General features: G+C 33.0%; 15 protein-coding genes and 1 pseudogene. 11 read left to right on the top strand and 5 right to left on the bottom strand.

From position 1 onward, the window contains the following. Positions 1–42: 42 nt before the first annotated feature. Both F8154_RS07420 and F8154_RS07415 read right to left on the bottom strand, forming a co-directional pair. A complete protein-coding gene (locus tag F8154_RS07420; RefSeq protein ID WP_151860982.1) occupies positions 43–1,278 on the bottom strand; it encodes an MFS transporter in 1,236 nt (411 codons plus the stop codon). 3 nt (positions 1,279–1,281) lie between these two features. After that, positions 1,282–2,529, bottom strand: coding sequence for a glycosyltransferase (locus tag F8154_RS07415; RefSeq protein WP_151860981.1), 1,248 nt, complete (start codon positions 2,527–2,529; stop codon positions 1,282–1,284). 119 nt (positions 2,530–2,648) lie between these two features. On the opposite strand from F8154_RS07415, the gene F8154_RS07410 reads away from it, so the two are divergent. Beyond that, positions 2,649–3,212 carry a TetR/AcrR family transcriptional regulator gene (locus F8154_RS07410; protein ID WP_151860980.1) on the top strand — a complete coding sequence of 188 codons (564 nt, stop codon included), beginning with the start codon at positions 2,649–2,651 and terminating at the stop codon, positions 3,210–3,212. Positions 3,213–3,386: 174 nt separating this feature from the next. Here the strand turns inward: F8154_RS07410 and F8154_RS07405 are convergent, their stop codons facing one another. Continuing rightward, a complete protein-coding gene (locus F8154_RS07405; RefSeq protein ID WP_151860979.1) occupies positions 3,387–4,340 on the bottom strand; it encodes an HAAS signaling domain-containing protein in 954 nt (317 codons plus the stop codon). Positions 4,341–4,342: 2 nt separating this feature from the next. Then, positions 4,343–4,672: a PadR family transcriptional regulator gene (locus F8154_RS07400; RefSeq protein WP_151860978.1), complete on the bottom strand. Its 330-nt coding sequence runs from the start codon at positions 4,670–4,672 to the stop codon at positions 4,343–4,345. A 268-nt stretch (positions 4,673–4,940) separates the two neighbouring features. Here F8154_RS07400 and F8154_RS07395 point away from each other — a divergent pair, with 268 nt between their 5' ends. The 3 genes from F8154_RS07395 to F8154_RS07385 all read left to right on the top strand — a co-directional run bounded on the left by F8154_RS07395 (position 4,941) and on the right by F8154_RS07385 (position 7,478). Continuing rightward, positions 4,941–6,083: a hypothetical protein gene (locus F8154_RS07395; protein WP_151860977.1), complete on the top strand. Its 1,143-nt coding sequence runs from the start codon at positions 4,941–4,943 to the stop codon at positions 6,081–6,083. 68 nt (positions 6,084–6,151) lie between these two features. Further along, positions 6,152–6,628, top strand: a complete 477-nt coding sequence (locus F8154_RS07390) for a pyridoxamine 5'-phosphate oxidase family protein (protein ID WP_151860976.1) — start codon at positions 6,152–6,154, stop codon at positions 6,626–6,628. A gap of 340 nt (positions 6,629–6,968) precedes the next feature. Further along, positions 6,969–7,478 carry a hypothetical protein gene (locus F8154_RS07385; protein WP_151860975.1) on the top strand — a complete coding sequence of 170 codons (510 nt, stop codon included), beginning with the start codon at positions 6,969–6,971 and terminating at the stop codon, positions 7,476–7,478. 172 nt (positions 7,479–7,650) lie between these two features. Here F8154_RS07385 and F8154_RS07380 read toward each other — a convergent pair. Next, positions 7,651–7,770 (bottom strand): annotated as a pseudogene (locus F8154_RS07380) (Tn3 family transposase); the annotation flags it as partial. A gap of 363 nt (positions 7,771–8,133) precedes the next feature. On the opposite strand from F8154_RS07380, the gene F8154_RS07375 reads away from it, so the two are divergent. From F8154_RS07375 to pgsC, 7 genes are all read left to right on the top strand, one after another. After that, entirely contained in the window at positions 8,134–8,499 is a 366-nt protein-coding gene (locus tag F8154_RS07375; RefSeq protein WP_151860974.1) for a DUF3795 domain-containing protein, read from the top strand. Between the two features lie 194 nt (positions 8,500–8,693). Then, positions 8,694–9,068 (top strand): hypothetical protein, encoded by a 375-nt coding sequence (locus tag F8154_RS07370; protein ID WP_151860973.1) that lies wholly within the window; start codon positions 8,694–8,696, stop codon positions 9,066–9,068. 163 nt (positions 9,069–9,231) lie between these two features. Then, complete coding sequence (locus F8154_RS07365; RefSeq protein WP_151860972.1) at positions 9,232–9,807, top strand: hypothetical protein; 576 nt, start codon at positions 9,232–9,234, stop codon at positions 9,805–9,807. A 546-nt stretch (positions 9,808–10,353) separates the two neighbouring features. Continuing rightward, on the top strand, positions 10,354–11,055 hold the full coding sequence (locus F8154_RS07360) for a response regulator transcription factor (protein ID WP_151860971.1): 702 nt from the start codon (positions 10,354–10,356) through the stop codon (positions 11,053–11,055). A 3-nt stretch (positions 11,056–11,058) separates the two neighbouring features. Beyond that, positions 11,059–12,627, top strand: a complete 1,569-nt coding sequence (locus F8154_RS07355) for a sensor histidine kinase (protein ID WP_151860970.1) — start codon at positions 11,059–11,061, stop codon at positions 12,625–12,627. Between the two features lie 376 nt (positions 12,628–13,003). After that, positions 13,004–14,200 (top strand): poly-gamma-glutamate synthase PgsB, encoded by a 1,197-nt coding sequence (gene pgsB / locus F8154_RS07350; RefSeq protein WP_151860969.1) that lies wholly within the window; start codon positions 13,004–13,006, stop codon positions 14,198–14,200. A 58-nt stretch (positions 14,201–14,258) separates the two neighbouring features. After that, positions 14,259–14,711, top strand: a complete 453-nt coding sequence (pgsC, locus tag F8154_RS07345; protein WP_151860968.1) for a poly-gamma-glutamate biosynthesis protein PgsC — start codon at positions 14,259–14,261, stop codon at positions 14,709–14,711. Positions 14,712–14,791: the final 80 nt, after the last annotated feature.

Genomic DNA, 14,791 nt, shown 5'->3' with positions numbered 1-14,791 from the left:
ACTTAAAAATATTATGCAAAAAATATAAGCAATTTATTAACTTTATTCATATATAGTATCTTCTATTTGTATTGTTGAATCGAATTCACTTGTCAATAAATAAGATAATACTCCAACAAAAAGCATTAGTATTCCCGCGTAAATCATCCATTTACTGATTCCAATTATTTCAATTACAGGTCCCGCAATAAACATACCAATAGGAGCTGCAAAACTCATAACACTTGTCACTAGGGATATGACTTTGCCCAAATTTTCCTGTGGTATTGTTTTTTGAATGTAGGCTGTATAAGGTATATTTGAGATCATACCGGTTGTACCCATAATGAAAACAACAATACAGAAAATCCAAAATGCACTTGCTGGTAGCAATCCACCTATCAGTGAACACATCCCTAGAGATAATATGCCAAGAGAAATCATTAGAAATTGCTTTTTAATACCTCCTGTTACACCTATTACCATTGCTGATATTAACATTCCACTTGCAAATAAAGTTTGAACAATTCCGTTGTGTAAAGCGGTACCGTTAAAGTAATTTTTAACCATCAAAGGTAAAAGTGTTCCTAGTGGAACAAGTATAATTGTTGAAATAAGCATAGGGATAGAGATTCTCAATAATGCTTCATTTGATTTTATAGCTTTTATTCCTTCTTTCATATCATGGATAACGTTAAACTTGCTACCTAAAATAACTCTGTGTTTTGAAATCTTTACTAAGGATAGAGTTATTACTGCTAAAGTGGCTCCGATAATATCTATTAGCATTACATATTGTAATGTTGTAATGCTCATTAAAAGTGCACCAAGCATTGGACCTATCATAGAACAGGCTGACTGCACCATTTGACCTAGTCCACCTGCTTTCGTAAGTTCGCTTTTTGGAACAAGCTGAGGTATTGCTGCTTGCATTGCTGGTCTATGAAATGTTTCGCCTAAGGATCTTGTAAAAAGCACCACATAAACAAATGTAATACTTGGTATACCCCAAAAGAAAGCTATACCCAGTACTAGACTAGAAGTAGCAACTATAATATCGGCTATAATCATAATAGCTTTTCGATTATATCGGTCTATCCAAATTCCAGCAAAAGGACCTATAACTGCCTGTGGTAATAAACCAACAACACTTGCCATTGTCAAAAAAAGAGCAGAGCCTGTTTGAACTGTAATCCACCAGATAATTGAGAATTGAACAGCACTAGAACTAAGGAGTGAAAATGCCTGCCCTATATAAATAGTGAAAAAAGACTTCTGCCAGTTTTCTAGCTTTTTCATAGACTACCTCCTAAGACTATCTAAAATTACTTCTGCACAGTCCCTAGCACCATTTTCTGTAGCTATATTTCTTGCTAAGGCCTTTGCATTACTAACAATTTTATCCTGTAGAGCAAAGTTTATTGCTGATGCAAGATTGTCAGAGGTAAGTGTTTTTATAGGAATAGGCCTTGCACCCACACCTAAATCATAAGATCTGTGAGCCCATGCATGTTGGTCATTGGCAAAAGGGATAATAATGCTGGGAACACCTGCTCTAAACCCAGCGGCAGTTGTTCCCGCTCCACCGTGATGACAAACTGCAGCAACTTTATCAAATAGCCATGTATGAGGTATTCTATCAATAGCAAATATATTATCAGGTAGATTATTAAGTTTTCCCATTCCACAGATGATACCACGTCTACCACTCTTAGAAAGGGCATCTATTATTAATTTGTATAAAGTCTTTTGTTGTTTTTCATGAAAAACACTACCAAACCCTATATAAATAGGCTTATCACCATTACTTAGAAAATCTAATAATTCTTTGGGTGGGGTATAATTGGTTTGTTCTTCTACGAACCAGTAACCATATTGATGAATGTTATCATTCCAGTCTTTTGGTTTTTTAAAAACAAAATTACTACAGGAAATTACAGCTGGATGCTTTTTATCTGTATGGCGTTCATAGGGACATCTAAAATTCTTTGGAAGATATCCAAATTCATTTTTCCAAAATCTCTTTACTGAATCCTTTGAGGTGAGCCAAAGCATCCCTTGTAGCATATGGTAGCTAATTAAATTTTTAAAAGGTGTAGATTTAATTCTACCATATTGAATAATGGAGGTCTGCTCCTTTGTTTTATGCATAGGGAATGGGGAAGCTAAAACAGAAGGTATACCTAATTTTTCTGCGGCAAAGTAGCCCAGAGTAAGACCTGGGTGATAAATAATTAATTCGCTTCCAACACAGGCAGCATAGAATTCATTAGCTATGCTAGCTCCGTATTTTTTCATTTTATTAAAGGTTAAAAGCATTTTTAAAGGATTATCTGCTGTTTGAGCCTCCATAAGCATTTTCTCATCAACATTAAGAGATTTAAAATCAGCCTGAATAGGGTAAAAATCTATTTCATAGTTTCGAACAAAACCCTCATAATCCCTCATTCCAGCTATACGTACATCCTTTCCAAGTTTTTTAAGCTGTTGTGCAAGGGCTATATATGGCTGATAATCTCCCCTAGAACCTGAGCATAGAATTGTAATCATAATTTTGTCCTCCTCTTTTATAATCAAACAACTTGTTGTATAATGAAAGTATACTTGTGTTTGCACCAATCATCAATCGACAATATGGTAATGATTGTCGGACTTAAGGAGATAAAAAAATGAAAAAAAGACCTGAGATAACAGCTCAGACTAGACAAAACCTAATAGATTCATTTTGGCTCTTGTACTGTGAGAAAAGAATTGAAAATATAACTGTAAAAGAAATCACTCAAAAAGCAGGTTATAATAGAGGTACCTTTTACGAGTATTTTACTGATATTTATGATGTTCTTGAGCAATTAGAAGCATCATTGATACCTTCTTTGGATGAATTACCCCAATTTACTATACAGAATCAAACAATGGGTATGCCCCTTGATATGTTAATGAAACTATATGAGAAGAATAGTAAATACTATTCAGTTTTACTTGGGGATAATGGTGATCCTGGTTTTGCAAGTAAGCTTAAAACTTCAATAAAGCCTATTCTTAAACAAGAACTCATTCAATATAATGATTTAGATCCTATAGAATTTGATTTCATTCTAGAATATATTCTTTCAGCAATGATTGGAATCATGAGCTATTGGTTTAGAAATGATAAAAAGCTACCAGCAGAGGACTTGATTAGACTAATTCAAGATATAATGACAAATGGTGTTACAAATAGACTTCTCAAATAACAGTCGAAACGCAGGGACGGTTCTTTTGTTTCGTTTTAATGAATACCTTATAACAATACTAGAGATTACAAATCAGGATAAATAAGCTTCGGCCTTTAAGACTTAAACTAAAAGGCATACTTTTGTTTGGAATAAATAATGCTACCCTTGTAGGAAAGGTAGCATTATTTTAGATTATACTTTTCTCTTCATAAATAGAGCTTTGAGATGCTGATATAGTTCAAAGCTAGATACGGCGATAAAGACTGCAAGTACTATATAACTGGTAAGCAAAGGCCATTGATTTGAGCTAGCTTCTACACCTAATCTATCTGTAACTGATGAAAGATTAAATACGTTAGAATCAAATGCTATTCTCAAAGCCAAAACAATTCCTGTTATATCAAGGAGTATACGTAGAACTCTTATTTGCTTTTGCCATTGTCTTTTTATTAAAAGATATATATTTGTTAAAAGCCATCCTCCAAGCAATAAATTTATCCAAGGTATGTAGGCTTTAAAATATGTCATGTTTGCTATAGGGATGATGTTAATTCCTAAGTTTTCAATATTAACAAAAAGATTATTTAACACAACCAGAACTATGCAAATAAAAAATGATTCGACAACAAGTTCGGTTATACTTACTTTATCATTAGGCTCTGGAGCAGTTTCAAGGAGGCTAAGGGACCAGTTCTCATCCTCGATGATTGATTCTTGTGGATTATAATAATTAATGGCAGCAAAAATCACTGTAACCATTCCAATTAATGAAAAACTAGATTGCCATAATGAAGCAAATAACTTTATAAAAAAGTCTATTGCATCTTCGCCACCTGTAAAAGAAACAATATTTGATACTGTTAAACCAATGGCAGTACCAATCACTACTAATTTTACCACAAGCCAGTAGGTATCAATATATGCGTTGCCAATAAGTGATCTAGTATTGTTCATATAAGCCTCAGCAACCTTTTGCGGATGCCCTAATGATCTAATTGCTTCTTCAATTTCATTTTCTGTATATTCCTTTTCTCCAAAGTTTTCTTCAAGATAATCATATAAATTTGCTTTTATTTCTTTTTGCACCTCATCCCTTTGAGAGGGAGCCAAGTACTTACCAATTGTGTAAAGGTAATTTGAAATCATTTTTACACACCTCCAATTAAATTTGTCATGCTTGATCTAAGATTATTCCATTCCTTTATTAGTTCTGCCCTTACCTTAATACCTAGTTCACTTATTTTATAATATCTTCTAGGACGATTGCCTTCAATTTGCCAAACTGATTCCAAAAGTCCTTGTTTTTCTATTCTACGCATAAGAGGGTAAAGGGTATTTTGCTCAACATCAATTCCCTGTCTGCTGAGGGCTTGTATAAGGGAGTAACCGTACTGAGGCTCATCCATCTGAGTAAGAACTGCAAGAACTAAGGTTCCACGCCTCATCTCTTGCTGTATATTTTGAATAATTGAGTTCATCTCTAATATAATAAACACCTCCTTTAATAACATTATACTGTGCGACAAACAGTAATGTCAATATAAAATAATTTGATTATGAAATATTTCTAAATATTTTAGTGAATAAATTGTCTGCCGTCCCCCCGTTCTTACAAGAAAAGATATATAATTAGGCAATTGCCTTATCACATATCACTACAGAAAGTACTTGCTTTTTATTATCAAATATGACATACTGTTGTCCCATTAGAAACAGTATAATGATAAAAACCAAAGGAGTGAAAAAATGAGTACACATCACGACGGTCCAGTAACGCAGCAATCCATCAGTGAAATCGCTAAATACATAAAAAACTTAATACCAGCCAATATACCTGAGACTTACGAGTTGAAACCAGTGTTTAAAAACATTGCAAGTCAAAAAGATGTACGAAGGGGTGTTATTGCCTACAGAGATTTTTTACATTTATTTTGCGACCGCCTAATCTCTGACGGACATTTATACTTTAAACTAAAAAAGAATCCCAAGAGTGCTACTGACTATCCGTTTTTATATTGTATTACTGACCTATTATCTGATATAGGTTACCATAGTAAGCTGTCTGAAAGCGGCGATAGGTTATTAATAACTAAACTACCTTCATTTACAGCCACAATAGATGAAAAAGGAAATAAAAAGAAGCCTAAGAATCCTGCTTCTAAGCTAACTGAATGTTTGCGTTTTCTAGCTCTCTGTGGCTTTGTTTTTACTGGCATTGATTTAGAAGCAAAGAGGATTAATATTTCTGAGTTAAAATTTTTAGAAGTATCATATCCCAATGCCCCTCTCCTACTAAAGGGGTTAAAAGCCATGTCAATTGCGGATATAGAACTGCGAGTTAAAAGGTATATGAATGACAATAATCGTGATAATCTTTTACGGTGCGATTACAGGTTAATGAAAGTAGAAGATACAGACGTAATTGATGTCTTAAAAGATTTTTTACATCCGCTACCTGAAAAAGTTCAAAAACTTGCATTAGATTTACATCGACATCATATAGGTATGGGAATGACTTGCTCGACTATTATATCAACATTTGAAATTCATTTTGCTTATTCATATATAAAGAATAGCAAGCGAGACTTATCCTCACGAGATATGTATCAGCGTAGAACATGGGGGTTTGCTTTATCTACAAGATATGGTTATTGTTTAGTTGTAAGAGCCAAAAAAACAGATAAATATGTCGATGTTATTGAAAAATTTCAGTTATCTTTACAGGAAAAAATTGCAAAGGGATATGGCTGTGATAGAAAGCTTAGTAATGAACCTTGTCAGAAGGGTTGTGAGGGTATACGCCTACCTTTGGATGATTCAATATTAAGTATCAGCAAGGATATTGAAACATGGCTTGATAAAGAAGTGCTGTACAAGTTAAGAAAATAAATAATTACCTCATATTTACAAAAGTGTCTGAATTATAATAGAATATATTTGAATGGAGGAAGTTGAAAATGAATAAGTATCATTATGCAATCAAACTTATGGAGGAATTTTGTGGGAACGGTAAAGATAATCTTATTGCCCTTGCAACAATATCATTATCGCCCAACGCCGACAACAATCCTCGCCCTGCAGTACGCATGGTTAACGGATATTATGAAGATGGCGTATTTTTTGTTTCTTCATCGTCGTGGAAAAACAAAACTATGGAAATTGAGAAGAACAATGAGGTTTCCATCTGTGGATTAGACTTGTTTGCAGCTCAGGGTACAGCTGAGAATCTTGGCTGGGTTAAGGAGGAGAAGAATGCGGAGATCAGAGGGAAGATGAAAAAATACTTCGCTTGGTTCGATGATCACGGCAATGAGGAAAGTCCAGACTCAATCGTTCTACGTATTACCCTCACAGAAGGAACGATTACTGACAACGAGAAAAAATACGGTGAATGGCAATATAAAGTTGATTTTGTAAATAAAACAGCCGAGTAAAGAAACGCAGGGAAACGCAGGGACGGTTCTTTTGTTTCGCATTGCTAATATTTTATAATAAATTAGAAATTACAAAGTCTGTATAAAGCAGACTTTGCCTTTAAGGCATAGACAAAAGAACTATGAGGTTTTTCTAAATCACTAGTAGTAAGAGAAAATAGTGAAACTGATATTTTTCCTGTAAAGTACAGTAAGCTATTAGAGAGGTTTTAAAACAGGAGATAATGAAACGTAAGAACCGTCCCTGCGTTCCGTACGTTCCGTACCTGCGTTACGTAATAATATTTTTCTTGATATAATTGAAGGCATTCCCTCAATTATATCAAGTATGGAGGGAAACATGAAAAAGTTAAGTCTGTTTAATTTAATTTTATTAATTACAATGTTATTTGTTGGATGCAATAATGCTAACAGTTCAGTTGAACAATTAATTTATGGAGAATATGAATTTGATAAACTTATATACTTAAGTTCAATTTCATCTAATACATTTGAAGCAGAGGAAAAATCAAATTTAGGAATAAAGTATATAATAGAAGATGACAAATTCACAATAATACATCCAAAAGATAGCGTTTTTTCATCTAAGGGAAGCAAGTCTTTGAATTGGTCGAATCTTATTTATATAAAAAAGGAAGTAATCGATACACTTATTGAAGGTTATGTTGATGCTAATTTTTTAAAAGAAGCTTTTTTTTCAAAGTATAGTGAAGGCTATAGATATACTATAAGAGACGAAAACAATTTGAAGATTGGCTATCTAGTTTTTTTAATGGATGATGATTTATTTGTATGTGAGGGTAATGAAGAATTTATGATGGCCTTATATAAAATAAAAAGAATACAATAGTCAGTATAATCTTTAGGATATATATGGGGCACCGCCAACATTTCCGACTTAACTATACTACCCAAAACTATAGTAAACATAGTATACAAAGTGTCATTTTTAGCTTATTTTAAAACCTTGATTATTATTTATCTATACTAATTAGTTTCAAATTTGGTTAGAAATATCCCATGCCAGCATCAGAGCGATAAAGTTTTTGCTTATAAATAGCTTTCAATTTTGGCATAAGTTTTAGACCCAATAGATGGCAAAAAGCAAATGCTACTTCACTTTGTCCATGTGAATCTACATAAATTTTTGAAGAAACGCAGGTGAAACGCAGTCTGACGGTTCTTTTGTTTCGCATTGCTAATATCTTATAATAAATTAGAAATTACAAAGTCTGTATAAAGCAGACTTTGCCTTTAAGGCATAGACAAAAGAACTATGAGGTTTTTCTAAATCACTAGTAGTAAGAGAAAATAGTGAAACTGATATTTTTCCTGTAAAGTACAGTAAGCTATTAGATAGGTTTTAAAACAGGAGATAATGAAACGCAAGAACCGTCCCCGTGTTCCGTAATGAAACGCAAGAACCGTCCCTGCGTTCCGCTGATCCGATCAGGGCTTGCTAAACTGGCTATAGAATAATAATATAGAAGGAAGAAGGGATCATTATGGAGAAGCATGAAAAGCTATCCTATTGTGGATTATATTGTGGAGGCTGTAGGAATTACAAAGAAAATCTTAATTGTAAAGGATGTAGAAATGAAAAGGTGCTTGTTAGTGACTGCCCGACTATTGAATGTTGTAAGAGTAAAGGTTTTCTTCATTGTGGAGAATGTGAAGAATTTCCATGTAGTGAATTAAAGGATTTCTACAATTCTGGTGTGAAGCACCATCATTTGGCATATAAAAACATGCTTAAAGTTAATGAAATAGGAGTGGAGAAATGGCTTTCTGAACAAGAAGCAGAGCATATATGCAAATGTGGAGGAAAGAAATTATGGTTTTCTACAAAATGTAGTAATAAAGAATGTTAGGAAGAAACACAGGTACTTTTCTTATAACTCGTATCGTTTAACACCTTTATAATGAATAGTGATAGATTACTGCCAAGAATCTAATTAATAATGGAGTGTAATAATTAAAAAATCAAAAATAGTTTTTATAATCATAACCTTTATTATTCTAATTATGGTGCTTGCATATTATAGTAATATCAAGTTTTATATTAATGACTTTATATTTTAATAAGGCAAATGAAGAGTTTGTTAGTGAAAGCTATAATGTTGATGTTATAGAGGAAGAAAAATATGCAAAGAATTATACCTTTATTGGAAGGGATAAAGATACAAGAGAGCTTAAGTACATTCTTTATGTTTATAGAAATGGAATCTATGAAGTACATGAAAGTAAAGGAGTTAACAAAGAACAAGCTTTATTAATAGCCCAGAGCGAAGGTGTAAATGTAATAAATATAACACTCATTGTATATACTTCATTTACTGAAGACAGGGATATAACAAAACACTTGTATTGGTTAGTTGAAAGTGATAATGGAGTATATCTATACATTGATTTTATAGATGGAGTTATTCAAAAGAAATAGTGAAACTAAGGGACGATTATACACTTCAAGAATAGAGCCTCCGTTTTCAAAAAGCTATGTTTATCTTAAAGCATAGCAAAGTTTTGCATAAAGCTTAGTCAACTACTTGAAACAGTTTTTCCATTTGTTAATTTTTATAATGTATTATGAGGAGATATTTGATATGGCTATTAAAAAAACCTTTGTTATTGTTTTACTTATGTTCATAGTAGTGTTGTACATAAACAATAAAAATCAACAAATCGGTGTTATTAATTTTTATACCTTACAAGTAATGGAACGTAATACACAAGAAATCATTCAAGTTCTTGAAAGAGACTTATTTGATGAAGAATATTTTAATACTTTAATTGAAAAGGCTAGTACTTTGAGTGGATATGCAAGTACTCAGAGAAATCTAGACTTTCTTGGGGAGTTTTATTGGAATCTTGTTGTAGATTATGATCAAAAAGAAAAACTGAAAAATGGAGATGTAGATATGTTAGTAAAGTTGAAGAGTTTTAATGAAATGCTAAAAAAGATGATAGAAAACTCTAGAGGATATGGGAGATATGTGATTTTAGAAATTAGCTTAAGGCCTAGTCTTCTAGTAGATCATAATGTACCCCTCGCAACCTACTATTATCTTCATTTTAATAAAAGGGACTTAGAGAGAAAGCTTGAACAGAGGTTTGATTTGTACGAACATGGGACAGTTTTCAGAGATAATGAAACAAAAGAACCGTCCCTGCGTTTCTAATGCGTTTCTAATTCACTACATCAAAATGAAAAATATCAAAGCCCTAAAACCCATTAATTGAAATGGTTTAGGGCTTGTTTTACTCCTGTTTTGCTTTCAAACTCAAGATCTTACTGTTACATTTTATCATATACACCGCCTTTTTTTCTATTACATTTAACAATTGGTTATTTTAAACTGTAGACATGACTGTTACCTCTCTCCATTTTTTTCTCTCTCAACTTTCCATATTATGTTAACATTTATTACCAAACTGTTAACATTTGTTAAGGGTTTATTGCATGATAAAATATATATCTTCTTTTTTTGAACAAATTTTTCTTGATGATAGGGATGAAACCCTTTTATATCAATAGTTTCTAAGATATGTTAGAAAATTAAAATTCACATAATCAATTAGAATTGGGAAGGTTTGTTTGAAAATCCCAGTACTAGTATAGTATTGGTGCTAATGATATAATAAAAAAGGTACATTTTAAGGATGGTATAAATCCTTAAGTGAACTCCTAAACTCAATATTATAAAGATTTAATGGAGGTGATAGTATTGAAGTATCTAGGAAAAGTTTTAGTTGTAGACGATGATCCAAACATATTGGAACTAGTTAAATTATATAGTGAAAGGGAAGGGTTTGAAGCTGTAGGAATAAACAATGGAGACCTTGTATTATCCGCCTTTAACAGGGAAAATCCAGATGTAATAATAATGGATATTATGCTTCCAGGTAAAGATGGACTTACTCTATGTCGACTTTTAAGGGATATACGTATGGTTCCCATTATTATGCTGACCGCTAAAGGAGAAGAAGCAGACCGAGTCTTGGGGCTCGAAATGGGTGCAGATGATTATGTTTCTAAACCTTTTAGTCCTAGGGAGTTGGTAGCCAGAATTAAAGCTGTTTTGCGTAGAACAAAAGTATCTGAGGCTTTAACCAATGGTAATTTAAAATATCCAGAACTAGAAATTATGACTGATATTAGAAAAGTATTGGCAAATGGCAAGGAAATAGCCCTCACACCAAAAGAGTTTGACTTATTAGTCTATCTTGCTCAAAATCCCTTGCGTACTTTTTCTAGAGAAAATCTTCTATCTACCGTATGGGGATACGATTACTTTGGTGATCAGAGAACAGTTGATGTTCATATTCGTAGATTAAGAAAAAAACTTGATTCACTATCTCATGAATATGTAATGACAGTTTGGGGCGTAGGCTATCAATTTATGGTGCCTCGAGAAACAAGGGAGTAAATTATGAATAAATATATACAACAAGGAAAAGTACTGTTTCAGAAGCTGACGCCAAAACTTGTAAGGTTTTGGGTTTTACTTAAATTTTTCTTATTAAAACAGTTCAATAAAAATATTTATACAAGAATATTATTTGCTAATGTATTATGTTTTGTTCTCTGTATTACTGCATTGATTGGAATTTTTGATTTTACAGTAGAAGAGATAACCTACAATAAAGTAGAGCAAGAAGCACTACGAAAAGCAAAGAGAGTAAATTTTGCTTTATTAGAACAAGATAATTTGGAGTGGTTGGTTCCAACTACTGGAGAAGATGATAGCACTATTGACAAGAAACAAGGACTACTCACATTTTTATCTGATGTCTTTGATGCAAAAATTTCAGTTTTTGATGGAGAAGGTAATATTGTTGCCACTTCTGCAAAACAAGAAGTAGTAGCAGGTAGCAAAGTTGATGAAAGATTTATTAAGATTATTTCTAGTGGTGAAACTATGACCACAAAAACTAATGACAGTGAAACAGGTGATCCTGTGTTTATCGCTTCTATCCCTATGGGAGAGAACAAGGACACTATTAAAAATGGCATTTTACTTGAAATTAAAACATCGAAGCATGATCCTACGATAAACAAGATGCGGTTATTTCTCATAGTAGGAGGACTGTTTATACTACTTATAGTTATTTTCATATCTGTCTATCAAGCATTATATATTTCCAAACCTATTTCTAGATTAGCAACTTCAATAGCAGGAATAGATAGCGGAAATTACCTTGTAAGGGGAGATGATACTCCTCTAGATGAAGTCAAAACACTAACACACCAACTTAATAAACTAACAAAAAAGATGCAAAAAATACAGGAGCAAAATCAAAAGGTAGAAGATGAACGAACACAGCTTTTTGCTGAAATTTCCCATGAACTTCGCACACCTTTGACAGCTATTCAAGGCTTTGTAGAAGCTATTCAGGATGGCATAGTTCAAGACAAAGATTTACGAGATAAGTATTTGGAAATTATTTATACACAGACCCTGCATGTAAACAGGTTAGTAGATGACATATTACAACTAAGCCGTTTAGAAAGTGGCAGCATTAGTCTAGAAAAAGTTCCTTTAGATCTTGTATCCATAACACAAGGACTTATAATGTCCATAACAGCTATGGCTCAAGCTAAGAATATATCGGTTCTATTTGAGAAGAATATAGAAAAAGCAATGATTATGGGTGATATAGACCGAATAGAACAGGTGATTCGTAATTTATTAAAAAATGCTATCAATGCTACAGAAAATGGTGAGATTATAGTTAAAGTAGAAACTCTGCGCAGTGAGGTGGTCCTCACCATAAAAGATAGTGGCATAGGTATGTCTAGTGAGGAGCTTCCACGAATTTGGGATAGATTCTATCGGAGTAAAAATCAGAGAAGCAATGCTAAACATCAAGGCAGTGGTCTGGGTTTAGTCATAGTGAGACAATTAGTGAAATTGCATCAAGGAAAAATAAGTGTAGAAAGTCAGTTAGGCAAAGGAACTACTTTCTATGTGTGTTTTCCATCTTTAAATGAATCATAGGTAATTATTTATAAGTTTAATAGAGAGTCAGAAGAGCTAGTAAAAACAAATGGTTTTTACTAGCTTTTTTAGTATGCCAAGCAGGGATGAGTGCTTGTTGGTGTTTGTACATTTTCTAGCGGCTACTTTTAGAATTGCTGTTAACAATTATTAATAATTATGTAATGAATGTTCTATTTTTAGAAAAAGTTTATTCATATTTATTCTATATAATCAGTTATGAAGGGGGGAGTAATGGGGAGAGATATTATATTATTTCAAAACTGGACAAGCCTTTCTTCTTAAATTAATATTTGGCAGATTGTCCAAAAAGGTTAAGTCACAAATCATAGAAACAAAGATGATCGATTTTCTTTAGAGAAAGGAGCAGATAAGTTTGCAGTTTATTATAGCGCTTATTATTTTTGTCTTTATCTTAGGTGTTTATGAACAAATAGAGCATAATAAAAACTTAAACCGTATCAATCTGAGAATTAATGTAAACGGTACAAGAGGCAAATCAACTGCCACAAGACTAATTACCGGTATGTTAAAGGAAGCTGGAGTTAAGGTTGTAGGTAAAACGACGGGAACCAGCGCTAGGATTATTTATTGGGATAAGAAAGAAGAAGAACCAATCAAACGAGGTTCTCTAGGTCCAAATATTATAGAACAAAAAACTGTCATTAAAAAAGTAGCCAAGCTTGGGACATCTGCACTTGTAACAGAGTGTATGGCCGTAAATCCAGATTACCAGATTACATTTCAGGAGAAGCTTGTTAAAGCAAACATAGGAGTCATTGTTAATGTTCGTGAAGACCATATGGATGTATGTGGTCCGACTCTTGACTTTATTGCAGAGTCTTTTACGTCCACAATTCCTAAAAACGGAACCCTTGTTGTTGCTGATAGTGAATATAATGATTATTTTACGCAAGAGGCAAAGAAAAAAAATAGCGAGATAATTATTACAAATGAAAAAGAAATTCCAGATGGTTATATGGAGAAATTTAGATATATAGTATTCCCAGAAAATATTGCTATTGCCTTGGCTGTAGCTAAAGCTCTAAACATTGACAAAGATACTGCACTTAGGGGACTTTTAAACGCTCATCCTGATCCGGGAGCATTAATGATACATCCATTAGACGAAAAAAGGTCAGCACATTTTGTAAATGCATTTGCTGCCAATGATCCAAATTCCACATTAATGATTTGGAAGCATATAGGGACCATGGGATATCCAATAGAAAATTCTATGATAACTGTAAATTGCAGGTCTGATAGGGTGGATAGAACATTACAGATGGCGGAAGATGTCCTGCCATATATGGATATTGATGTTCTCGTAGCAATGGGGGAGTCAGTAAAGCCAATAACTGAAGCCGTTGATACAAAAAAGATATCTCCACAGAAATATATAAATGCTGATGGCTTGCCTCCTCATGAGGTCTATAAATTGATTAAAGAGTATTTTGCAGATAGGACTATTTTTGGATTTGGAAATATTCACGGTGGTGGAGAGGAATTGCTTGAGCTGATCCTTCACGAAGAAGTCAATCCAGAAATAGATGCAGTACTACAATCAGCATAGGAATTGACATTGAAAATAAAATAATTTTATCAAATACGCTATGAAAGGAGGGAAAGAATTGCTATCTACAAGTATTGCCACAGTTATAATTTTGGGTTTAGTTTTTAGTTTGCTATTTACAGAGATTACAGGGGTATCACCTGCTGGTCTAATTGTTCCTGGATATTTAACCTTACTCATTAGACAGCCACAGGCTATATTCGCAACGTTCTTTATCAGTATACTAACATATTTAATAGTTTATTTTGGAGTGAGTAAAGTTACAATCCTATATGGTAAAAGAAAATTTACTGCAGTAATAACAGTAGCAATAGTATTGCAGTTTATATTACATGCAATATTACCAGATTATTATATTGAAATCGCTGGGCTGACTGCAGTTGGTATTATCGTACCAGGCTTATTAGCAAATACAATTCAGCGTCAAGGTTTAACAGTAACTTTCTTAAGCACAGGGCTGTTGATTGCAATGACCTATGGGTCTGCAATGCTGTTAAATGTCACAATATAAAGATAAACGCTTTTAAACCTTAATTAATTTTTCAAAGAAAACAATGAATGCTTCTACATTTTTTCCTTGAAAATATTAAA

It is taken from the genome of Alkaliphilus pronyensis (assembly GCF_009017275.1).
Lineage (GTDB): Bacteria > Bacillota > Clostridia > Peptostreptococcales > Natronincolaceae > Alkaliphilus_C > Alkaliphilus_C pronyensis.
This window is presented reverse-complemented; position numbering and strand designations above follow the sequence as displayed.